This window comes from Pedobacter vanadiisoli (genome assembly GCF_042684385.1).
Lineage (GTDB): Bacteria > Bacteroidota > Bacteroidia > Sphingobacteriales > Sphingobacteriaceae > Pedobacter > Pedobacter vanadiisoli.
The window spans coordinates 47,787-70,173 of the sequence record NZ_JBHULL010000012.1 but is presented as its reverse complement, the minus strand read 5'-3'; the positions used below and the strand labels follow the sequence as shown (position 1 = coordinate 70,173).

Annotated in this window: 19 protein-coding genes; 11 read left to right on the top strand and 8 right to left on the bottom strand. The window is 38.8% G+C overall.

Features of this window, described 5'->3' with window-relative positions; translation table 11 throughout:
* The first annotated feature begins 48 nt into the window (after nt 1-48).
* The 5 genes from ACFSR6_RS15475 (at nt 49) to ACFSR6_RS15455 (ending at nt 6,095) form a co-directional block, all read left to right on the top strand.
* Nucleotides 49-1,197, top strand: a complete 1,149-nt coding sequence (locus ACFSR6_RS15475; RefSeq protein ID WP_379080422.1) for a cysteine desulfurase family protein — start codon at nt 49-51, stop codon at nt 1,195-1,197.
* A gap of 1,000 nt (nt 1,198-2,197) precedes the next feature.
* Nucleotides 2,198-2,401 carry a hypothetical protein gene (locus tag ACFSR6_RS15470; RefSeq protein ID WP_379080420.1) on the top strand — a complete coding sequence of 68 codons (204 nt, stop codon included), beginning with the start codon at nt 2,198-2,200 and terminating at the stop codon, nt 2,399-2,401.
* Between the two features lie 75 nt (nt 2,402-2,476).
* Nucleotides 2,477-3,376, top strand: a complete 900-nt coding sequence (locus ACFSR6_RS15465; RefSeq protein ID WP_379080418.1) for an MBL fold metallo-hydrolase — start codon at nt 2,477-2,479, stop codon at nt 3,374-3,376.
* Between the two features lie 313 nt (nt 3,377-3,689).
* Nucleotides 3,690-5,039 carry a cytochrome ubiquinol oxidase subunit I gene (locus ACFSR6_RS15460; protein ID WP_379080416.1) on the top strand — a complete coding sequence of 450 codons (1,350 nt, stop codon included), beginning with the start codon at nt 3,690-3,692 and terminating at the stop codon, nt 5,037-5,039.
* 51 nt (nt 5,040-5,090) lie between these two features.
* The gene (locus ACFSR6_RS15455; protein WP_379080450.1) at nt 5,091-6,095 is read left to right on the top strand and encodes a cytochrome d ubiquinol oxidase subunit II; all 1,005 of its coding nucleotides are present in this window, start codon (nt 5,091-5,093) and stop codon (nt 6,093-6,095) included.
* 513 nt (nt 6,096-6,608) lie between these two features.
* Here the strand turns inward: ACFSR6_RS15455 and ACFSR6_RS15450 are convergent.
* Nucleotides 6,609-8,156, bottom strand: a complete 1,548-nt coding sequence (locus ACFSR6_RS15450; protein ID WP_379080414.1) for a M20/M25/M40 family metallo-hydrolase — start codon at nt 8,154-8,156, stop codon at nt 6,609-6,611.
* Nucleotides 8,157-8,309: 153 nt separating this feature from the next.
* Between ACFSR6_RS15450 and ACFSR6_RS15445 the strand changes: the two genes are divergently transcribed.
* On the top strand, nt 8,310-8,825 hold the full coding sequence (locus ACFSR6_RS15445) for a hypothetical protein (protein WP_379080412.1): 516 nt from the start codon (nt 8,310-8,312) through the stop codon (nt 8,823-8,825).
* Between the two features lie 97 nt (nt 8,826-8,922).
* Here ACFSR6_RS15445 and ACFSR6_RS15440 read toward each other — a convergent pair whose 3' ends face one another.
* Together ACFSR6_RS15440 and accD are read right to left on the bottom strand one after the other, a co-directional pair.
* Nucleotides 8,923-9,387, bottom strand: a complete 465-nt coding sequence (locus tag ACFSR6_RS15440) for a YciI family protein (protein WP_379080410.1) — start codon at nt 9,385-9,387, stop codon at nt 8,923-8,925.
* Nucleotides 9,388-9,740: 353 nt separating this feature from the next.
* Nucleotides 9,741-10,586, bottom strand: a complete 846-nt coding sequence (gene accD, locus ACFSR6_RS15435; protein ID WP_379080408.1) for an acetyl-CoA carboxylase, carboxyltransferase subunit beta — start codon at nt 10,584-10,586, stop codon at nt 9,741-9,743.
* 276 nt (nt 10,587-10,862) lie between these two features.
* Between accD and fbaA the strand changes: the two genes are divergently transcribed.
* The 5 genes from fbaA to ACFSR6_RS15410 all read left to right on the top strand — a co-directional run bounded on the left by fbaA (nt 10,863) and on the right by ACFSR6_RS15410 (nt 14,482).
* Complete coding sequence (gene fbaA / locus ACFSR6_RS15430) at nt 10,863-11,942, top strand: class II fructose-bisphosphate aldolase (RefSeq protein ID WP_379080406.1); 1,080 nt, start codon at nt 10,863-10,865, stop codon at nt 11,940-11,942.
* A 149-nt stretch (nt 11,943-12,091) separates the two neighbouring features.
* Nucleotides 12,092-12,598: a low affinity iron permease family protein gene (locus ACFSR6_RS15425; protein WP_379080404.1), complete on the top strand. Its 507-nt coding sequence runs from the start codon at nt 12,092-12,094 to the stop codon at nt 12,596-12,598.
* Nucleotides 12,573-12,995, top strand: a complete 423-nt coding sequence (locus ACFSR6_RS15420) for a GNAT family N-acetyltransferase (protein ID WP_379080402.1) — start codon at nt 12,573-12,575, stop codon at nt 12,993-12,995. Before ACFSR6_RS15425 ends, ACFSR6_RS15420 begins: the two co-directional genes overlap by 26 nt.
* A 27-nt stretch (nt 12,996-13,022) precedes the next feature.
* On the top strand, nt 13,023-13,604 hold the full coding sequence (locus ACFSR6_RS15415; protein WP_379080400.1) for a Crp/Fnr family transcriptional regulator: 582 nt from the start codon (nt 13,023-13,025) through the stop codon (nt 13,602-13,604).
* A gap of 68 nt (nt 13,605-13,672) precedes the next feature.
* Nucleotides 13,673-14,482 carry an SDR family NAD(P)-dependent oxidoreductase gene (locus ACFSR6_RS15410; protein WP_379080398.1) on the top strand — a complete coding sequence of 270 codons (810 nt, stop codon included), beginning with the start codon at nt 13,673-13,675 and terminating at the stop codon, nt 14,480-14,482.
* A gap of 116 nt (nt 14,483-14,598) precedes the next feature.
* Here the strand turns inward: ACFSR6_RS15410 and ACFSR6_RS15405 are convergent, their stop codons facing one another.
* The 5 genes from ACFSR6_RS15405 to ACFSR6_RS15385 all read right to left on the bottom strand — a co-directional run bounded on the left by ACFSR6_RS15405 (nt 14,599) and on the right by ACFSR6_RS15385 (nt 22,285).
* Nucleotides 14,599-15,459, bottom strand: a complete 861-nt coding sequence (locus tag ACFSR6_RS15405) for a hydroxymethylglutaryl-CoA lyase (RefSeq protein WP_379080396.1) — start codon at nt 15,457-15,459, stop codon at nt 14,599-14,601.
* Nucleotides 15,460-15,688: 229 nt separating this feature from the next.
* Nucleotides 15,689-17,014, bottom strand: a complete 1,326-nt coding sequence (locus ACFSR6_RS15400) for an NAD(P)/FAD-dependent oxidoreductase (protein WP_379080394.1) — start codon at nt 17,012-17,014, stop codon at nt 15,689-15,691.
* A 354-nt stretch (nt 17,015-17,368) separates the two neighbouring features.
* The gene (gene secDF, locus ACFSR6_RS15395) at nt 17,369-20,350 is read right to left on the bottom strand and encodes a protein translocase subunit SecDF (RefSeq protein ID WP_379080392.1); all 2,982 of its coding nucleotides are present in this window, start codon (nt 20,348-20,350) and stop codon (nt 17,369-17,371) included.
* 549 nt (nt 20,351-20,899) lie between these two features.
* A complete protein-coding gene (locus tag ACFSR6_RS15390; RefSeq protein WP_379080390.1) occupies nt 20,900-21,463 on the bottom strand; it encodes a dihydrofolate reductase in 564 nt (187 codons plus the stop codon).
* 27 nt (nt 21,464-21,490) lie between these two features.
* Entirely contained in the window at nt 21,491-22,285 is a 795-nt protein-coding gene (locus tag ACFSR6_RS15385; protein ID WP_379080388.1) for a thymidylate synthase, read from the bottom strand.
* Between the last annotated feature and the right edge of the window lie 102 nt (nt 22,286-22,387).

The window sequence follows — 22,387 nt, the reverse complement described above, 5'->3', positions numbered from 1 at the left end:
GATTAGCAAAACATCTTTGAAATACTAACTTTTAAATATTCGTAAGAAATGAAAAGGGTCTATTTAGATAATGCGGCCACAACACCTTTAGATGCGGCGGTAATTGCAGAAATGACAAATGTGATGGAAAATTATTTCGGTAATCCATCTGCCATTCATGCGCTTGGTCGAGAGGTGCGGACGCTGGTAGAAAAAGCCCGTAAAACCGTTTCTGGTCTGTTAAACGCGTCACCTTCCGAAATATTTTTCACTTCTGGTGGCACCGAGGCTGATAATACTGCTATCCGTTGCGGCATTTCTGCTTATGGTATTAAACATGCCATTACCTCAAAAATCGAACATCACGCGGTTGAGCATACCTTAAATACCATGCTTAAAAACGGCGAGATCGACAAACTGAGCTTTGTGAATATCGATGGAAAAGGCAACATAGATTATAACCATTTAGAAGAACTGCTTCAGAATAATGAGCGTACTTTTGTTTCCTTAATGCATGCCAATAATGAACTGGGTACGCTGACCGATATGGTTAAAGTGGGCGATATCTGCGAAAAATACAATGCCATTTACCATGCAGATACTGTGCAAACCATGGGGCATTATCCGCACAATGTAAGGGAGCTTAAAGCGCATTTTATTGTTTGTGCAGCACATAAACTGCACGGACCAAAAGGCGTAGGCTTTTTATACGTAAACAGCAATATCAAAATTCCGCCAATGATTTACGGCGGTGCACAGGAGCGCAATATGCGTGGCGGTACCGAAAATGTATATGGTATTGTGGGTTTGGCCAAAGCTTTAGAAATTGCCTATGCCGAGATGACGGCGCACCAGACTTATATCCAGGGTTTAAAAGATTATTTAAAAGAGCAATTGATTGCCGAAATCCCAGGTATTGGCTTTAACGGCGAAACCGATGCCGACAAAAGTCTTTATACGGTGCTAAATGTTTCTTTCCCTGAAATGGACATGGCCGATATGTTACTGTTCAATTTGGACATCAACGGGATCTGCGCTTCGGGTGGTAGTGCCTGTTCTTCGGGTTCAAACATTGGCTCGCATGTGCTAAATGGTATAAATGCCGATCCAAACCGTCCGTCAGTACGTTTTTCATTTAGTAAATATACCACCAAAGAGGATTTGGATTACGTAATCGAAAAAGTAAAAATGGTAGTGAAACAAAATGCACTGGCATAAAATATCATTAACCAAATAGGAGAGTCCCGGTGAAAATCGGGACTTTTTTGTTGTAAAATAATTTGATGCTAATTTTTTGAAAAGCAGAGACAGCTTCTTGTTTTGATGTTTGTCCCTGCTTTCCGCTTATATCTGCCCATTTGTTCAGGCGGGCACCTGCAGGTATTAGGCACCTGGCCGGTATTTGCTTCAATCAGGTTTATATACCGCAGTTAGTATTTCTATTTCAGGTTAACAGCAGGTTGCTGAAGAATGATTTAGGCATAACAACAAATTCTCTGCACGTTGCCATCTGAAATAGTGTTGCCAGCTGTGCTACCTATACCTGGTGAGAACGAACTGTGACTACCAGAGTGCTTCTGCAACTGATTTCAAAAAAAAGTTTGAACATTGGGAGATAGAACCCTAAAAACAAAAAAATAGCTTGCAAAAATCAAAAATTAAGCTTATATTTAATCAACAATAAAGCAATTTACGCCATTTTATCTGTTGTTCCTGAACGAAACCTTATCAAACACCCCATGGTATAAGGTTAAGCAAATTTTAAAAAGCTTTTTTCGAGTATTAAAATTGTTAACCCTGAAAGCCCACCAGGTTTTCAATAATCTATATCGTCATGGAAAAGAACCACAACACTCAGAATCTGGAAAACGCAAAGCTGGCAGAAAAACTAAACGAAGAAAGAAAACACATTTACAAGTTTATCTTCAATCCGTTTTCATTCGAATCTTCGAACCATTTCAATAAAATCCATAAAAGGAGGTTTCATTCTTTCGGGTGCATTCATGAGTTGGGTAAATTACCCGGGGCAATGTTGTAAAACCGTTCGTTTCAGCTGTTTTTTGTTTGTTGAACCATCAGCTTTAACATTATTGCATATCGTGTTTGGCCAGCCACCAAGCATTGGAAGTGTTGTGCAGGAATAAACCTATTCCAATAATAACTATTAAAACAATCTTATTTTTAGCTTGTTCCTATAATACATCAATTTACAGTTATTATGGGAACGAATAAAGAAAAAGGTAAGGTTGTTGAGAACGATTTACTGGATAAAACCGCAGAAGATATTAAAGAGAATAGGTCACTTGATGAAAACAAGTCATCCAAGGTATCCACCAATCTGTTCAATAAGGATAAAGACCGCAAGAATAATGCCTTTGGGCCAGGGCATGAGCCTGGTACCACACCAGGCTCGCAAATATAATTTTTGCTAATTCACGATCAAAATCATTAAATTCAAACCACGGTAAATGCCGTGGTTTTTTAGCTCAATCCCAATATGGAAAGAAGAAATTTTATCAAGAATTCTGCACTGGCCATGGCCTTGTTATCAATTTATAAAACAGATGTTTTTGCGCAGCAGGAATTGTTCCGCGCCTATAATTTTAAACCACTCCGTAATGATGTGGGGATATTTACCGAACAGGGCGGCACCATTGGCTGGCTAAATTCTAAAAATGGTTTTGTAGTGGTAGATGCACAGTTCCCGACCACGGCGCCGCATGTAATCGACGAATTAAAAAAACTTGGTGAAAAACCTTTCAAATACCTGATCAATACGCACCACCATGGCGACCATACCGCAGGGAATATTTCTTTTAAGGGATTGACCGAAAAAGTAGTGGCACACCAAAATTCGCTGATTAATCAGAAAAGAGGTGCAGAAAAAGCAAATAATTTAGATAAACAGCTTCTGCCTGATACTACTTTCGGAACAAAATGGACCGCTAAAGTGGGCGACGAAAATATCAAAGCCTATTATTATGGTTCAGGACATACTAATGGCGATGCTGTTTACCATTTCGAAAATGCCAATATTGTACACGTTGGCGACCTGGTTTTCAACCGGAAATTCCCGTACATTGACCGTGAAAATGGAGCACATATTGGCAACTGGATTACAGCTTTGGAAAAGATACAGAACCAGTTTGATAACGACACCCTATTTATCTGGGGGCATAGTTTAGATCCTGAAAAAGTAACAGGCAACAAAGCAGACGTAAAGGCTTATCAAAATTACCTTCAAAACCTCCTAACTTTTGTGGGCGGCGAAATTAAAGCCGGAAAAAGTAAAGAAGATATTCTAAAAACTACTGCTATTCCAAATGCCCCCGAATGGCAGGGAGAAGGCATTCAAAGAAGCTTAAGCGCTGCTTATGATGAATTGAAGGGAGCTTAATTCTAATATTCCAAAATAAAAATCGTCATCTCGGCTGAATCGCAGCGGAATGGGAGAGATCTGTCTTGACAGATCTAGCTTCACTGAGCACCAACGTGTTTCCCGACTGCGTTGCACTCCGTTCGAAATGACGATATCTGATTGTGTTTATCTCTGGTTAAAAAAAAATAATTGTCTTTGCGACAAAGAATCTCCAAATCTTTTTTCAATTTATAAACGTTCTATATTTAAAATAATCCTTTCAACGTCATTGAATTACCCTAGGCTTTAGTCTTTAACAGTTATATTTGTTACAATTCAAAATCTACAGCCCATGGATGATTTTATCGCAGCCCGCTCCCAAATGGCCTTATCATTAGGCTTTCACATTATTTTTTCCTGTATAGGTATGGTTATGCCTTTCTTTATGGCTGTATCGCATTATAAATGGCTTAAAACGGGAGAAGAGGTATATAAAAACCTTACCAAAGCCTGGAGTAAAGGTGTTGCCATATTTTTTGCCACAGGTGCCGTATCGGGTACGATGTTATCATTCGAACTTGGCCTGCTCTGGCCAAAATTTATGGACCACGCCGGACCAATATTCGGAATGCCTTTTTCGCTTGAGGGAACAGCCTTTTTTATTGAAGCCATTGCCCTCGGTTTTTTTCTTTACGGCTGGAACAAGTTAAACAAATGGTTCCACTGGTTTACAGGGATGGTAGTCGGAGTAAGCGGTTTAGCCTCGGGTATTTTGGTGGTTGCGGCAAATGCCTGGATGAACAGTCCGGCAGGTTTCGATTTTGTAAACGGGCAATACCTTAATATCGATCCCATACAGGCAATGTTCAATAAAGCCTGGTTTACACAGTCTCTGCACATGTGCTTGGCCGCATTTACCGCTACTGGCTTTGCTGTGGCAGGTGTACACGCTTTAATGATCCTTCGGAACAGAAATGCATATTTCCATTTAAAAGCCTTTAAAATAGCTGCTGTATTTGCCTGCATTGCTGCGGTGTTACAGCCATTAAGTGGTGATATTTCTGCAAAAGACGTTGCTAAACGCCAGCCTGCAAAATTGGCCGCAATGGAAGCATTATATAAAACAGAAAAACCTGCGCCGCTACTGGTTGGTGGTATTGTAAATGAAAAAGATAAAACGGTAAAAGGTGCAATTAAAATTCCAGCGGCATTGAGTTTCCTGGCACATGGCGATTTCAAGGCCGAAGTTAAGGGGCTGGATCAAATTCCTGAAAGCGATCATCCGCCGGTAGCCATAACCCATTATGCTTTTCAGATTATGGTTGGTATTGGTACACTGCTGCTCCTGGTATCTTTAATTTACTTTTTCATTCTTCTTAAAAAGAAACCTTTAACCGAAAAGCGCTGGCTGTTAAAACTGTTTGTTTTTGCCATTCCGCTTGGTTACCTCGCTCTAGAGGCCGGTTGGGTAGTTACAGAGGTTGGCAGGCAGCCCTGGATTATTTATGGCATTATGCGTACTCAAGATGCGGTTACCCCTATGCCAGGTATTGCCTATTCATTTTATATCTTCTCGGCAATTTATGTTTCGTTAAGTATAATCGTAACATTTTTGCTTTACCGCCAGATAAAAATGGTGCCTGTGTTATATCATAAAACCGAATCAAATTTAACTACAGATAGAGAGGATGTACACAGTTAGATATATGAATCGGGTGTTTAAAATCAGTGTTAATCTGTGAAAAAATAGATGATGAAAGACGTTGTAATTACCTTTTTATGCATGGCTATCCTGCTTTACTTCTTATTGGGAGGTGCCGATTTTGGTGCGGGGATTATAGAGCTTTTTACCTCAACCAAAAACAGGAGCAGAACGCGTAAAACCATGTATCATGCCATTGGTCCGGTTTGGGAAGCGAACCACATGTGGCTTATTATTGCTATCGTGATCCTTTTTGTGGGTTTCCCCTTTATTTATACCACCATGTCGGTTTACCTGCATATTCCATTGGCAATTATGCTCATTGGTATTATTGCACGCGGTACCGCCTTTGTATTCCGCCATTATGATGCTGTAAAAGACGATATGCAATGGCTATACAACCGGATATTCCGGTATTCGAGCTTTATAACCGCATTATTTCTGGGTATTATTGCCGGAAGCCTGATTTCAGGGCATATTGATACGCAAGCGACTGATTTTTATACTGCTTATATATCGGGCTGGTTAAACTGGTTTTCTGTTGCTGTAGGCTTCTTTACGGTGGCCTTGTGTGGTTTCCTCGCTGCAATATATCTCATTGGTGAAACCAAAGAATCTCATGATAAACGCCGTTTTATTAAAAAGGCTGAGTTTATGAATATCGCTGCGGTAGTTTTTGGTGCAATGGTATTTATAGCCGCACAACGTGATCAGATTCCTTTGATTGACTGGGTTTTTAAGAGCAATGTGGGGTTATCGGCCATTATTTTGGCCAGTTTATCGCTGGTATTGTTATGGTATTTGTTAATTAAAGGCAAAACCAAGATTTTACGCATTTTAGCAGGCTTTCAGGTAACGATGATCCTCCTGGCGATCAGTTATGCCCACTTTCCAAATTTTATCCGTTTAAAGAGCGGAAATGCCATTTCTTTGCTGGAAACCGTTGGACCAGAGAAAACCATTTATAGCTTAGGACTGGCACTTTTATTAGGAAGTGTATTGATTTTGCCTTTTTTAGGGTATCTGTTTTATAAGTTTCAGAAGAAAGAGGAGTAGAAAATGAGTTTGGAGTGTAGAGTTATTAGTTTGGAGTTTTAAAAACGGCTATTGATCAGGACCTAAAGTATCCGTTGATACAATATCCTATAAAACCAAATAAAACTGCTACCATAATCATCAATATTATCATTTTAACATTGCTTTTTACAACATTGATGTTTTCTGAGTTGGCTTTTAATCTGATTGATAATTTCAAGCCTATCGTACAGTCGTATAATCCTAAAAGTGCGGTTATTGCAACAATAACTATTAATTGGAAATGGCTAGATAGGAGGTAACCGATACCAATATACACTGCAAAAGATAATACACTTAGGTGGGTATATTTGAAATTAAATTTCCTGGAGGCTAATGCACCCAATGTAGCAATTAAAGTAATACAGACTAATCCAGAAAGAAAGAAAAACGTTAATTGTAAGTGAGCGTCAGTCATTTTGTATTAATAATTGTGAATCTAAAAAAGAGCACCTGTTTCCAAATGCTCTTTAATAAACGATTCAAAATATCGATTTACAATCCACCTTTTCTATTTGCTTTGGTCTGAACTGGCCAGGTTGCCGGTTTTCCGGTACGTTCATTTACCGGTAAATCAGTAGCTTTTTCGTTTGAAGTTTTTTCAGGATCCTCGCAAGCCATATACACCATAATGGCGGCTAAAATTACGTTACTCCTGATTTCGTCGAAAACCAATTTATCATAACTATCGCGGTTGGTATGCCAGGTATAAGTACCATAATCCCAGCTGGTAGAACTTAGCGAATAACCTAAAGCTCCCGCAGCTACAAATGAAGCAAAATCTGATCCTCCTGCGCCAGGTGCGCCAGGGAAATTGGTTTTAATCTGGTTTTTAATCGTATCAGGAACTGCGGCTAACCAACGGGTAATATACTCCTTTGATTTGGCAAAACCTTGTCCACCGATATTGACTACGCGGCCGGTACCATTATCCTGGTTAAATAAAGCCTGCAGGTTATTTACAATTTCCGGATGATCTTCTACAAAGGCCCTCGAGCCGTTTAAGCCTTGCTCTTCGCTGCCCCAATGCCCCACTAAAATGGTACGTTTCGGGTTCGGATAAAATTTCTTTAGAATACGCATGGCCTCCATCATTAAAATGGTGCCTGAGCCATTATCTGTAGCACCACTTGCGCCATCCCACGAATCGAAATGCGCCGATAACATTACATATTCGTTTGGTTTTTGCTTGCCTTTAATCTCGGCAAGGGTATTAAAAGTAGGCACAGCCCCTAATTTTTTAGATTCTGATTCGATTTTAAGCATGGGTTTATTGCCATTTAAAGCCAAACGGTAAACCAGGCCATAATCTTCTACCGATAAATCTAACGTTGGCACTTTGGTGGTGTTCGCGCCAAAAATTTTATCAACCCCAAATCCCTGCGACCAGTTGTTGATTACTACGGCCACAGCGCCAGCATTTTCTAAAGCCACCGGAAGGGTTTTGGCTGTTAGACCCGTTTTTGCCAGACTTGCTATCCACGCTTTTGAGGCATCGGCTTTTTCTTTTTTAAACTTTTCGAAAAGATCTTTAGTCGCAAATTCTTCCCAGTTTTTTTCTGGCCGGCCAGAAAGCTGGTTCATGGAAATTAAAACAATTTTGCCTTTTACATTGGGTAACCATTTCTGAAAAGATACCGAATCGGTAATCTCGGGTAAGATAATAGCTTCTGCATTGATGGCTTTTCCGTTGGTTGAAGGGCTCCATGCCAATTGTGTGCCTTCTAAAGTGCGTACCCGCGGGCTTACCAGGTCGATATGGGTAATGCCACGTTCCCAACCGGCCCATTCGCCCCATTTTTCGTTTTTGGCAGAGATCCCCCAGTCGCTATATTTTTTTACTGCCCAATCGTTAGCCTGTTTCATTTGGGGTGAACCAACCAAACGCGGACCAACAACATCCAACAGTTCGTGTGCAAGTTTCTCTAATTGAGAGTTTTCGTTTACTTCTTTAACAATATTGTCGATTACTTTCCTGTCTTGCGCAAAAACGCTTGCCGAAGCACATAGGAATAATGCAGAAAATAGTAGTTTTTTATTCATAATTAGTTAGGGTTGATTATTTGATGTGCTAATTTATGGAATAAGGGGTAGGATTGAAGGATGTTAATGGAAATGTTGCACTGAGCCTGTACGAATTATATTGATATGTTTTTTTGATGCGCTTATTTTTCTATACTTGACAAAAAACTATAAATGATGAAAAAAACGGTCTCTATATTATTGTTACTCTTTGTTGGGCAATTTGCCTTTTCTCAACAGAATGTTATCGCCAATGCCAGACGCACAGCTCAATTGATGATAGATAATTACCTGAAAAAAAATTACGAAAACTATGTTGATTTTTTATACCCTACAGAAATTAAATATAGAGGGGGTAAAGATAAGTTTGTAAGCTTGTTAAGAGCTAATGATGAAATTAGTAACTCTATTAATATAAAAACCGTTAGTCAAAAAATAATAAGTACTTCAAAAGTTTATCAGGCCGGAAAAGAGCTTCATTGTGCTATTTCCGTAGAAAACAAAAGCAGTAGCGATATGGGCACAACGATTTTAAGGACAACATTACTAGCCATAAGCGCTGATAAAGGTAAAACCTGGAAATTTATTACCACGGGAGATAAAACCCCAACTCAAGTGCATAAAATGGTGCCTAAATTTAATGAAGATCTGATGTGGGATGCTGGTTCTTTTAAGGTATTGGAAAAATAATATGAAAACAGTGGACTAAGCTAAAAGGTAAGATAGCAACATCTGACCCCACCACTATAACTTTCCGTGTTTTCCGCACATCCGTGGCTAAACAAGCCTAGAAACTACTTTTCTGTATCTTGTCATGAAAAGGCAGATATTCGGAAAGTGCAGCAGATCCGTACCAGTTATACAATTCTGGTTCCAGCAGTTTAGCTTTAATTGCAGGGTCACTTTCCAATAACTGTTTGGCTTCTTCGATCGATTTTGTATTTAAAATAAAAATACCACGGTAATTTTTGTCGTTTTTGCCCATTGGGCCGGCAATTACCAGTTTTTGCATCTCGACCATTTTACCCATATTGGCCATATGACCGGCAAATAAACTATCGGTTTTAGCTTTGGTTTCTGTAGTGTTCGGGCCTGTTTTAAGGATTACCAGCACATACATTTTCATTCCATAATTATCAGCCCCGAGTTTTTTGGCTAAAGCCTCATCGTATGGTACTTTAGTTTTTTTCTCCTGCGCATTAACGGAAATAAAGGTGGCGATGAGGAAGGTGAAGAGTAATATCTTTTTCATCTGGATTTTTAAGTTTGGTTAAGTTAAAAATACGAAAAGTTGTGGTATTTTCCTTTTTTGGAGGGGCGCCCGCAGGACGGGGCGCTTTTTAAAATAGCCCACCCTGCGGTATAGTTGAAGCACTCGCTAGGAAAACCGCCACACCAAAGAATTACTGGCTTGCGTAATGTAAACCTGATTGCAGCGGTAGCTCCCGATTTTTTCTAATCGGGACTACAAGCAAAAAGCAGGACTGAATTAACCTAAGTTATTCTAGCCCTGCTTTTCTTATTATCGTTTACCAGTTCATTTGTCGTTTGCTTATTGGTCGATTTACAGTAATGAACCAATGCCCAATGAACTACTGAACCAATTTAGTTATTCATCATTTTGATAAAAGCGCCCAATTTAGCTTTCATGGCTCTTCTGTCGACAATAAAATCCAGAAAACCGTGTTCCAGTACAAATTCTGCTGTTTGGAAACCTTTCGGTAAATCTTTTTTGATGGTTTCTTTAATTACCCTCGGACCTGCAAAGCCGATCAAAGCGCCTGGTTCGGCAATGTTAATGTCGCCAAGCATAGCATAAGATGCCGTTACGCCTCCCGTAGTTGGATCGGTTAATAAAGATATATAGGGAACTTTAGCCTGCGCTAACAATGCCAGTTTTGCTGAAGTTTTAGCCATTTGCATTAATGAAAATGCAGCTTCCATCATTCGGGCACCACCTGATTTGGAAATCATGAGGAAAGGAACTTTGTGTTTGATGCTGTAGTCGATTGAACGTGCAATCTTTTCACCTACAACCGAGCCCATGGAACCACCTATGAAGGCGAAATCCATACAGGCAATAACAAGGTCCTGACCTTCGATTTTACCAACTGCTGCCCTGATGGCATCTTTTAAGCCTGTTTTAGCCTGGCTTTCTTTAATTCTATCAGTATAAGGTTTATTATCGTTAAAATTTAAAGGGTCGCCCGATGTGAGGTTGGGGAATAACTCTTTAAACTGATTATTATCAAATAAAACCTCGAAATATTCTTTTGAACCTACTCTCAGGTGGTAATCACAGTAATGACAAACATATTTGTTTTCCTGAAGTTCTGCCTGATGTAGCGGTTTCTTACAATTTGGACATTTATTCCACAAACCATCCGGTGCTTCCTTTTTCTCTTCAGTTGTGGTAATGATACCTTTATTCTCTCTTTTAAACCAAGCCATATAATTTTTTAAAGAATTGGATTGCAAAGAAACGAAAAATAAAATAAAGTCGAACCTTATTTAGCTGTAAAAATAGTTAATGCTTAGTTGGTTGATTATTTGATTGCCGGTTGTGAAAGGGATTGAAAACCAGAGTGTGTGTTTTTTACACTAAGGATAATGTGTTTTTTACACTAAATAGGCCTTATTTTGCTGTTAAGCAAATAATTCTGTTGTTACAAAAGCTTGGAATGTTATTTTTTTTTATAACTTCGAGTTTAATAAAATTAACAAGAAATGAGTTTAAAAGGCTACAAAGGCGTAATTTACGGAGATGCTGTTCAAGAATTATTTGAGCAGGCTAAAAAACATCAGTTTGCTTTACCAGCAGTAAACGTTACCGGTACCAATACGGTAAATGCGGTAATGGAAACTGCTAAGGCAGTAAATTCGCCTGTTATGATTCAATTGTCTAATGGTGGTGCCCAGTTTTATGCTGGTAAATCGTTAGATAACGAGAAATTGCAAGCATGTATTTTAGGAGCTGTATCGGCTGCTAAACATGTACATTTATTGGCAGAACATTATGGTGTTGCCGTGGTTTTACATACCGACCACGCCGCTAAAAAATTATTGCCTTGGATTGATGGACTTTTAGACTACGGCGAAAAATTCTTCGCTGAAACCGGAAAACCTTTGTTTTCATCGCACATGTTGGATTTATCGGAAGAGTCGATTGAAGAAAACATGGAAATTTCTGCTAAATACCTGGCACGCATGGCTAAAATGAACATGACTATCGAAATCGAACTTGGTGTTACAGGCGGAGAAGAAGATGGTGTTGATAATAGCGATGTAGACAGTTCTAAATTATATACCCAGCCAAGCGAGGTTGCTTATGCTTACGAAGAATTAAGCAAGGTTTCTCCGCGCTTTACAGTTGCTGCGGCTTTTGGTAATGTACATGGCGTTTATAAACCGGGTAATGTAAAATTGCAACCGGTAATTCTGAAAAACTCTCAGGATTTTATCAAAGAAAAATTTGGCCTGACAGCTGAAAAACCAATCAATTTCGTATTTCACGGTGGTTCTGGTTCTTCTCAGGAAGAAATCAGGGAAGCAATTTCTTATGGTGCTATAAAAATGAATATCGATACGGATATGCAATGGGCATTTTGGGAAGGTATTTTAGAATATTACAAAAAGAATGAAGGTTATCTTCAAGGCCAGATTGGTAACCCTGATGGCGATGATAAACCAAATAAAAAATATTACGATCCACGTGTTTGGTTACGTAAAGGTGAAGAGGCTTTTGTTAAGCGTTTAACTACTGCTTTTGAAGATCTAAACTGTATTAATGTAAACGATAAACTTTAATCGGGTTTTAAATTAGGAAAGTTGAAAGGTCTTAACATTAAAACCTTCTAACATTTTTAATTTCCAACAATAAACAAAGCGCCATGGGTTTAAAAACTTATGGCGCTTTTGTTTGTTTTTATGGTTATATTTAAGCAAACAAATTTGTAATGGCAAAATCTAGAAACGAAAGCAGGAAAAATAATTTTTTTGAGAAATTCGCTAATGCAGCGACCAAGTTTACAGGGAGTTCTATTGCATTTATTGCAGCTACGGCTATTGTAATTATTTGGGCAATAACCGGCCCTTTGTTTAATTACTCTGAAACCTGGCAACTGGTGATTAATACGGGTACAACGATTATTACCTTTTTAATGGTTTTTCTGATTCAAAAGGCACAAAATAAGGATGGAAAGGCGATACAATTAAAGTTGAACGAATTAATTGCAGCACATGAAAAAGCCAGTAACCGGATGGTCGATATTGAAGATTTAACGGAAAAGGATTTAGATCAGTTACACAAATTTTACGTTACGCTGGCTACCTTAGCCAAAAAAGAGACCGATATTCACTGTTCTCATTCAATTGATGTAGCCAAAGAGTTGAATGAGCTTAAATTAAGTACTAATAAACACTTTAAACACCACGATAATGAGTCTGCACGTTCAAAAGGTTAATCATCCTGAAGATTTAGATAAAGTATTTGCCATACGTAAAATTGTATTTGTAGACGAACAGAACTGTCCGCCGGAGCTAGAATGGGAGCATGAAGACGAATCCACGCATTTTTTGGCTACCAGCAACGGACAGCCTTGCGGCGCCTGCAGGTGGCGTAAAACCGATCTTGGTTATAAGCTGGAACGTTTTGCGGTTTTAAAGGATTTTAGAGGGCAGGGGGTGGGCCGTGCATTAATTGCCGAGGCTCTATCCGATCTGCCGGAAGATGCACATTATATTTACCTAAACTCACAATTAGATGCCATGAGCTTGTATGCCAAGTTTGGTTTTGTTGCAGAAGGTGAGCAGTTTGAAGAAGCTGGCATACAGCATTTTAAAATGGTGAAGAAGGTTTAGTTTTTATCGGCTTTAAACTTATGATTTATGGCTCACGATAAACTTTTAAATCTCATTTCTACGCACATCGGCTTTAATGATGAAGACGTCCGTTTAATGAAGCAACTATTTGAGCCCGTTAAGCATAAAAAAAATGATTTTTTGGAGTTCGAAAATAAGATTCCGGTAAATTTATACTTTGTTAATAGTGGTTTTGTGCGTGTTTTCCATTATCAAAATGGAAATGAAATAACCAGCCACATCAATTGTCCACCCGGATTTATTACATCATTCAATAGCTTTTTACATCAAAAAACATCAAAAGATAGTGTTAAATGCGTTACAGATTGCGATTTGTTAAAGATTAACAGAAAAAATCTTGATATTCTTTATCAAAAAAGCCCGAATTGGGATGTTTTTAGTAAAGTGATCTACGAAAAATCATTATTATATAACGAACAAAGAACCCAGGAGATGATTACCTGCTCTGCTGATGAACGTTATCATAATTTAATGAAAAATCATCCTGAAATGATTCAGAATGTACCGCTGCAATACATCGCTTCTTACCTAGGCATTGAACCACAGTCTTTAAGCCGCATCAGAAAAAAAATCGCCGCAATTTCTTAACATTTGTTCAGTAGTTTTTATTGAGTCCCTATTGATCTTTACAACTTCAAGATTTTAACATTTTAAAGATGAAAAGTATTAATGGAAAGGTTGCCTTAATAACAGGGGCATCATCGGGTATTGGCGAAGCTTTCGCTTACAAATTAGCTGAAATGGGGGCAATTTTAGTTTTAACTGCCAGAAGATTTGATAAATTACAGGAACTGGCCTTAAAACTGAATGAACAATATGGTGTCAGGGTATTTGTTTTTGCAGCCGATTTAATTAAAAAAGATGCACCTGAAAAACTTTATGACCAAATTATAAAAGAAGGCCTGACTATTGATTTACTGATAAATAATGCAGGCTTTGGTAAATGGACTAACTTTTTAGATGAAACCATAGAAGTGTACGAGAATATGCTGGAACTTAACATCAATGCGCTGGTTAAGTTAACTCATTTGTTTATTCCTGCCATGTTGAAAAATGGATCTGGCGGTATCATTAACGTAGCCTCAACGGGCGCCTTTCAGCCTTGCCCTTATGTTGGAGTTTACTGTGCAAGTAAATCTTTTGTTTTGGCATTCTCTGAGGCATTGTATGGTGAATACCATAAAAAGGGCATAATAATTACGGCACTTTGCCCTGGAAATACCAGCACTGGTTTTCAAAGCATTGCAAGGGCAAATACACGGGGAATGAATGCTGACACTCCAGAAACGGTCGCTCATATGGGAATTAAAAGTATGTTAAAGGGGAAAAGTTTTAAAATTGTAGGCTTTACAAACTATTTAACCTCGTTTATACCAAGGCTTTTTCCACGAAAAACAGTAATTAATATCGTAAGCAATATGATGCATAAAAAGGTAAACGAAGTGGTAATTGAGGGGGTAGCGTAGATTTAGAATAGCTATCCCTGGCCTGTCGAATGACCGCCATAAATACCATCAATGATGGTTTAAACGGGCCTCCAATATATCAATTCCTGGAACTTGTTTTATTGCAGACTACGGCCTTAACCGAAAATCTTCCCTGAAAAAGCCATTGCCTCGTTCCATTTATCCATATTCAGGCTTAAATTTTCGCCTTTGCTCTTTAAAAAGCCAATTACATCCTCCGTGGCAATATTGCCTGTAAGGTCATCAGCCGCCATGGGGCAGCCTCCAAAGCCTTTTAAAGCAGAATCGATGCGTTTAACCCCCGAATGGTATGCCGCTTCAATTTTTTCAAAGCGTTCGGCAGGAGTAGAGTGCAAATGGATACCGATTTCTGTATGGGAAAACCTTGAAATCAGTTTGGGTAATATATATTCAATTTTTTCAGGCGTAGAAACACCTACAGTATCGGCCAGCGACAATATCCCCACACCTTTACCTACAAGCACATCAGCCCATTGCTCTACAATTTCATAATTCCATTCGTCGCCGTAGGGGTTTCCAAAACCCATAGAGAGGTAAACCACTGCCTCTTTATTGTTTTTAGCACAAAGAGAAAGCATTTCTTCAACTGTACTGAGCGATTGTGCAATGCTGGAGTTTGTATTGCGTTGCTGGAAGGTTTCGGATATGGAAAAAGGAAAACCAAGATAATTGATCTCCCGGTGCTGAACAGCTGCTTCTACACCACGCAAATTTGCTACAATGGCCAGCAGTTTGGTTTTAGCATTGCTTAAATCCAATTTTGCCAGAACCTCGGTAGTATCTGCCATTTGCGGAATGGCCTTTGGCGAAACAAAACTTCCAAAATCGAGCGTATCAAAGCCTACCTGAAGCAACAAATTAAGGTACTCGGATTTGAGTCCGGTAGGTACAAAATCATGAAGTCCCTGCATGGCATCGCGGGGACACTCTACTAATTTGAATTTATTTTGGCTCATATTTTTGGTTTAAATGCAAATTGAGGAAAGTTTTCGTAAAAAAGAAGTATAACATGGTACATAGTATCACTTGACCAATTTTCAGTTTGCAGTAAACAATTTTCAGTTGATTAAAGGTTATTCACTAATAAACCATTGACTATTACCCTACAAACTATTGACTAATAAACTATTACCCAACAAACTAATGAACCAATGACCAATGACCAATGAACCAATGACCAATGAACTAATGAACATTCACCTCACTCTTCACTTCTTCACGGTAATCTACACTACGGTCTTTTGCAAAGGTTCTGATGATTAAACGAGTTCCTCTATCATAACTGAAATAACTCCAGATCCAGTTTACAAAAACAATAATCTTATTTCGGAAGCCCACTAAAGTCATCAGGTGCACAAACATCCAGGTAAACCAGGCGAAAACACCTTGAAAGCGGATCTTGCCAATATCTACAACAGCTTTGTTCCGGCCAACTGTAGCCATCGATCCTTTATCGAAGTATTTAAATTTCTCCAATGGCCTGTTTGTAGCAATATTGATCAGATTCTTAGCCAGATGATGCCCTTGTTGGATAGCGGCTGGTGCTACGCCCGGATGGCCATTGGGGGTTTCTTCATCAATAATGGCAGCCACATCGCCAATGGCATAAATATTCTGGTAACCAACGATCAGGTTCTGGGTATCGGTTTTTAATCTTCCTCCCCGAACAATTTCTGCTTTATCTAGCCCGTTTATCACCTGCCCTTTAACACCAGCACTCCAGATCACTGTTGAGCTTAAAATAGGGGCTTTATCCTGTAAGGTTAAAGTATGGCCATCGTAACCCAATACGCGTGTTTCGTTCATCACCTGCACACCCATATCGGTCAGGAAATCTTTCGATTTTTTTTGTGCCTGCGGCGACATTACCCCTAATAACTCCGGCGAATTTTCAATCAGATAAATGTTTACCTTGTTTACATCCATTTCGGGATAATCGTTTGGTATAACATGCTTTTTAAGCTCTGCAATGGCTCCGGAGGTTTCTACACCTGTTGGTCCACCACCTACTACTACGAAGTTAAGTAGCGCATTCTTTTTATCGGGATCTTTTTCAATCAGCGATTTTTCGAAATTCTGTAAAATCAGGCTCCTGAGGTCCAGCGCTTCGGGAATAGATTTCATGGGCATCGAGTTGGCTTCAATTTCTTTATTGCCAAAGAAATTACTGGTAGAACCAGTGGCCAGTACAAGGTAATCATAGCTCACTTTACCGATATCGGTTTCCAGGCAATTTTCAGCAGCGTTAACAGCCGTAACTTTGGTTACCCTGAAAATTAAATTCTTTTGTCCTTTAAAAATCTTTCTTAATGGGAAAGCGATCGAATCGGCTTCTAAACCTCCTGTAGCTACCTGATAAAGTAAAGGCTGGAAAGTATGGTAATTATGCTTATCGAGCATCACCACCTGAAAAGGTTTATTCTTTAAACGTTTAGCTAATTCAATTCCACCAAATCCGCCGCCTACAATAACTACTCTTGGGTATTCGCTTTTAGGAAGTTGTAAATCCATTTTCTATCGGTTTATCTGCTGCTAATGTAACAAAAAGATAGCCAAAAGGTTTACAAAATGGGTGTTTGGGCTTGCCAACTATCGTTTTGTGAGAGATATAACGCTGGTATGACGAAGGGTGATTTTGTGGCTTTATTTGTACTGACTCAAGATAAATAAACCTGATGGGAGTGGGCATCCCGATTCTTCATCGGGATAAAAACAGACAGCAGGACTATCGTAGCCTAAGCATTACTGGCTTTGCTTTTCAAAAACAAAAAAAGAAGATTTTGTGCCTTAGCGGTAAAAAAGCAGGTACAAAAAAAAGCGCCCCGATAAATCGGAGCGCTTATTATATTTTAAGAAATTAATCTCTTATTTTTTCTCAGCTGAGCTACCCAAATCAATTACGATAGGGGTAGAGATACATAGTGATGAGTATGTACCAATGATACGACCGATCAACAATGCAAAGATAAATCCGCGGATGCTATCGCCACCGAAAATAAAGATTACCAGTAATACGAAAAATACAGTTAATGAAGTTAAGATGGTACGGCTTAGGGTACTGTTTAATGCGAAGTTGATTAAGTTGTTACGCGCTTCGCCATGTAAATCTTCTTTACCAGATTCTTTTAATTTTTCACGGATACGGTCGAATACAACAACGGTTTCTGTCATGGTGTAACCCATTACTGTTAAAATTGCTGCAATAAAATCCTGACCAATTTCCAATGAGAATGGCAAGATACCATCTAAAATGGTATAGAAAGATAATACCATTAAAACGTCATGGAATAATGCAATTACCGCACCTAAACCATACTGCCATTTTTTAAATCGTACTACGATATAGATAAACATGAACAAGCATGAGATCAATACTGCGTAGAAAGCACCGTTTACGATATCGCTGGCGATAATAGGTGTTACTTTTTGCGAGCTTACGATTTCATATTTAGAACCTGCTAAACCTTTGTTTAAGGCATCTTCCACTACTTTATCAGTTTTAATGTCCTGATCTTCGATGTGGAAAGTAGTGGTAATTTTAACCTGACTGTCTTCACCAGCAGTTTTAACCTCTGGGGTTTCGTTACCGAAAACAGGAGTTAATTTCGATTTTAAATCTTCGGTGTTAACCGCTTTATCGAAGTGAACCAGGTAAGTTCTGCCTCCTTTAAAGTCAACACCAAGGTTTAAACCGCCATTTTTGAAATACATGCCAATACCTGCCACAATGATGATAGTAGAGATAATGTAGTAAATTTTACGACGGCCAACAAAGTTGAATGCCAGGTTTTTGAATGCGTTACGGGTTAAGCTGTTATCGAAATTAACTTCAATTTTACGGGCTAATAACGATTCGAAAACTACTCTTGAAATGGCTACGGCAGCAAATAATGATGAAAGGATACCGATACATAATGTAGTTGCAAAACCCTGAACCGGACCGCTACCAAAAGCATAAAGGATAGCACCTAAAATGAACAAGGTAACGTTTGAGTCGATAATGGAAGGCATCGCATGTTTGAAGCCTTCTTTAATCGCAGCACCAACGTTTTTGCCATGTGCAAGTTCTTCACGTACACGCTCAAAAATAAGGATGTTCGCATCAACCGATAAACCGATAGTTAATACGATACCGGCAATACCAGGTAAAGTTAACACAGCACCTAACGATACCAAAATACCGATCACAAAGAATAAGTTGATCAACAATGCAAAGTTGGCAACCCAGCCTGCACGGTGATAATACAACGCCATGAAGATCAGGATTACGATAAAGGCAATTACGAAAGAGATTAAACCATCGTGGATAGCTTGTGCACCTAAAGTAGGACCAACAATGTAGCTACCCGCAATACGTGCAGGAGCAGGTAATTTACCCGCTTTTAAGATGTTTGATAAATCTTTGGTATCTGCCTGGGTAAAGTTACCAGTGATAGAGGAAACACCACCAGCTATTTCGTTCTGTACGGTAGGTGCCGAATAAACCTGGTTATCTAGTACAATAGCGATTGATTTTTTGTTATTCGGATCAGCAGCAGCTTCGGCAGTAATTTTTTTCCATTTGGCAGAACCTTCACTGGTCATGTACATGGTTACCTCTGGTTTACCTTTCTGATCAAAATCGGCACGCGAATCGCTGATTGCTTCGCCACCTAAATCAGGTTTGCCATCAGCGCTTACCACTTTAATGGCATATAATTCGAAAACTTTAGAACCTTCCCTTGGTTTAACGCTCCACATAAATTTCATCGTAGATGGAATTGCAGCAGCCACCTCAGGCATTCTTAAATATGCATTAACTTTTGCAGTATCTTTTTGTAATGACATCCCAACAACTGCACCAGGCATTAATTGTTGTTGTCCGTTTTGTCCCTGGTAAATAGGGAGATTAAGAACTGCATAAAGTGGATTTGATTTTAATAACTCAGCTCTAACCGCTGTAGAATCTTTTTTACCTAAACCGGCAAGTTTGCCACCTTTGGCTGTAGAATCTTTGGTTGCAGCCTTTTCTAAACCGGCCAATTTACTGCCAGCAGCCGGAGCAGCTGTTGTATCTTTAGTTGCAGGAGCATCAGCTTTTAATGTCGCTGCTAAGGTTTTATTAATATTTTCTAATAAAGGAGCAACTTCCTGCACCTGGTATACCTGCCAGAACTGTAATTCGGCAGAACCTTGTAAAAGTTTAGCAATACGCTCTTTATCCTGCACACCCGGCATTTCGATAAGGATACGGTTACTGCCTTCTTGTTTTTGCATGTTCGGACTTACTACACCGAAACCATCAATACGCGAACGTAATACTGTAAACGAACGATCGATAGCGCTGGTTGCTTCTTTCTCTAAGAAAGACTCAACATCGCCATTGCTGGCGTTGGGTTTTAATTGCGATGCGTTATCCTGGTTTGAAAAGAAATCGGCAAGTTTTACACCTGGACTTAGTTTTTCGAATTCCTTAACGAAAATTTTGATGTAGTCTTTACCGCCGGCATTTAACTGGATCTGTGCGTTCTGAACTGCTTTGTTGAAGTTCGCATCAGTAGGATTACCAGCTAACGATTTAACCAGTTCAGCTAACGATATCTCCATCGTTACATTCATACCGCCTTTTAAGTCTAGACCCAAATTGATTTCTTTGGCTTTTACTTCTTGGTAGGTAAAGCCAACAACCGGGTAAACTTTCTCGGTACTCATTGAATCTAAGTAAGCCTTTTCTTTGGCTAAATCACCTTTCGCATAGTTTTTTGCGTCTTTTTCTACCTTGGATGCTACCAAAGTAAAAGAAAGCGCATACGCACAAACGATAGCCAATACTATCGCTATAAACTTAATAAAACCTTTTCCTTGCATTGTTTGTTTAAAATAATTTGTCTTTCGCTGTTTTTTAACAAGTCGGCAAATCTAATTAAATTTTTAAATTATAGAACCCCTTAATTGATAATTTATTAAGATTAATTTTTATCGGGCAATAATCCTAAGAGATTCATCGCGCGGAATTCATTTTAGACCGTTGTATTTAGGTTGTAATTGATTTGGAAAGCAATTGCTGTAGCTTTTTTGGGATATGGTTCTACCCAGTAATGTTTTTCAGTCTTTCAAACTTCTATCATGCTGGGGTGCGTAGCATCTTTTTATTGGAAAGCAAAAACTGCAGTTATTTGGCTCCGAAAGTCCCGCTGTCCGTTTTATTTCGCTGCGCTCCATGCTCACTGCCATCGGGTTTAGCTGGCAAGGGCAGAAGCACTATTCCAGTAAAAATAATAATTACCTTGGTTCATTCACAATGATGATTATATTTGGCTTTATTCTTAACGTGATCAGCATGACGATCCTAATAAAAACCTTACCCTTAAATCTTTTCTAAACCTCAATAGAATTAATTGGTAATAGTGATTTCTATTATAATCCAATCGTAAATTGAGAAGTAGAAGTACTTTTTTTAATTGTCTTTAATCTTTTGAAAACCTGAAAAGTAAACGAATAGTTATGTTTTTCATCAATATCATGAAATTTATTACAAGACATTACTTCTTTCCAATTTTCAATAGTATCAAATTTTGGGAAAAAAGAATCGGCTTGAAAGCTTGCATCTATTCTAGTTACATATAATTTATTGCAATATTCTAAAGTTTGCTTAAATATACTTTCACCGCCAATTATAAAAACTTCTTCTTCGGTTGGAATATTCTTCAAGCATTCAGGTATAGAATTATAAACGAGACAACCATCAACTTTAAAGTCTAACTGTTTTGAAAGTATTATATTTCTTCTTCCTGGTAATGGCTTGCCTAGCGATTCAAAAGTTTTTCTACCCATAATTATCGAATGCCCAAAAGTTTTCTCTTTAAAGTATTTCAAGTCATCAGGAAGTCTGCATAAAAGTCGATTTTCAAATCCTATTCCATATTCTCTATCAATGGCTACTATTGCTGAAATATTCTTATCGTAGGCTATACTTTTCATTAATACAAAACTAAATAATAATTCTTATTATACCGCCACTATTCCCTTAATATGCGGATGCGCCTCGTAATTTTCGAGTGTAAAATCGTCAAACTTAAAATCGAAGATGTTCTTTACCTCTGGATTGATTTTCATGGTTGGAAGAGGTTTAGGCTCGCGACTGAGCTGCAGGTTGGCCTGTTCAATATGGTTGTTGTACAAATGGGCGTCGCCAAGCGTGTGGATAAAATCTCCTGCTTCCAGATCGCACACCTGCGCCACCATCATCGTTAATAAAGCATAAGAAGCAATATTAAAAGGCACACCAAGGAAAATATCGGCGCTACGCTGATACAACTGGCAACTTAATTTTCCATCGGCCACGTAGAACTGAAAAAAAGCATGGCAGGGAGGTAGTGCCATATTTTCGATTTCGGCTACATTCCATGCTGAAACAATAATCCTTCTCGAATCGGGATTGTTCTTGATCGTATTGATAATATTCGTAATCTGGTCAATATGCTGTCCATCGGGTGTTGGCCAGCTTCTCCATTGCGAGCCATAAACCGGCCCTAGGTTGCCGTTTTCATCGGCCCATTCATCCCAGATGCGCACACCATTATCTTTAAGGTATTTAATGTTGGTATCGCCGCTCAAGAACCAGATCAGTTCGTGAATGATAGATTTTAAATGCAGTTTTTTTGTGGTTATCATCGGAAAACCCTCTTGCAGGTTAAAACGCATCTGGTAGCCAAAAACACTCATTGTTCCCGTGCCGGTACGGTCGTGCTTTTGAGCACCGTGATCAAGCACATGCTGCATTAAATCTAAATATTGTTTCATACTGTTCTGATAATTTACAAATATCTAAAATTTATCAGCTGTTGTAAATCATTTTTATAAACACTGCTCACTTACTAACATTGTGATGATAATTGTTTTTAA

Coding starts and splice junctions, on each gene's coding strand:
- ACFSR6_RS15415 (WP_379080400.1), top strand. CDS start 13,023: ATGGCTCACGATAAACTTTTAAATCTCATTTCTACGCACATCGGCTTT.
- secDF (WP_379080392.1), bottom strand. CDS start 20,350: ATGCAAGGAAAAGGTTTTATTAAGTTTATAGCGATAGTATTGGCTATC.
- ACFSR6_RS15460 (WP_379080416.1), top strand. CDS start 3,690: ATGGATGATTTTATCGCAGCCCGCTCCCAAATGGCCTTATCATTAGGC.
- ACFSR6_RS15405 (WP_379080396.1), bottom strand. CDS start 15,459: ATGAGCCAAAATAAATTCAAATTAGTAGAGTGTCCCCGCGATGCCATG.
- accD (WP_379080408.1), bottom strand. CDS start 10,586: ATGGCTTGGTTTAAAAGAGAGAATAAAGGTATCATTACCACAACTGAA.
- ACFSR6_RS15440 (WP_379080410.1), bottom strand. CDS start 9,387: ATGAAAAAGATATTACTCTTCACCTTCCTCATCGCCACCTTTATTTCC.
- ACFSR6_RS15400 (WP_379080394.1), bottom strand. CDS start 17,014: ATGGATTTACAACTTCCTAAAAGCGAATACCCAAGAGTAGTTATTGTA.
- ACFSR6_RS15465 (WP_379080418.1), top strand. CDS start 2,477: ATGGAAAGAAGAAATTTTATCAAGAATTCTGCACTGGCCATGGCCTTG.
- ACFSR6_RS15410 (WP_379080398.1), top strand. CDS start 13,673: ATGAAAAGTATTAATGGAAAGGTTGCCTTAATAACAGGGGCATCATCG.
- ACFSR6_RS15385 (WP_379080388.1), bottom strand. CDS start 22,285: ATGAAACAATATTTAGATTTAATGCAGCATGTGCTTGATCACGGTGCT.
- ACFSR6_RS15390 (WP_379080390.1), bottom strand. CDS start 21,463: ATGAAAAGTATAGCCTACGATAAGAATATTTCAGCAATAGTAGCCATT.
- ACFSR6_RS15425 (WP_379080404.1), top strand. CDS start 12,092: ATGGCAAAATCTAGAAACGAAAGCAGGAAAAATAATTTTTTTGAGAAA.
- ACFSR6_RS15445 (WP_379080412.1), top strand. CDS start 8,310: ATGATGAAAAAAACGGTCTCTATATTATTGTTACTCTTTGTTGGGCAA.
- ACFSR6_RS15475 (WP_379080422.1), top strand. CDS start 49: ATGAAAAGGGTCTATTTAGATAATGCGGCCACAACACCTTTAGATGCG.
- ACFSR6_RS15450 (WP_379080414.1), bottom strand. CDS start 8,156: ATGAATAAAAAACTACTATTTTCTGCATTATTCCTATGTGCTTCGGCA.
- ACFSR6_RS15455 (WP_379080450.1), top strand. CDS start 5,091: ATGAAAGACGTTGTAATTACCTTTTTATGCATGGCTATCCTGCTTTAC.
- fbaA (WP_379080406.1), top strand. CDS start 10,863: ATGAGTTTAAAAGGCTACAAAGGCGTAATTTACGGAGATGCTGTTCAA.
- ACFSR6_RS15420 (WP_379080402.1), top strand. CDS start 12,573: ATGAGTCTGCACGTTCAAAAGGTTAATCATCCTGAAGATTTAGATAAA.
- ACFSR6_RS15470 (WP_379080420.1), top strand. CDS start 2,198: ATGGGAACGAATAAAGAAAAAGGTAAGGTTGTTGAGAACGATTTACTG.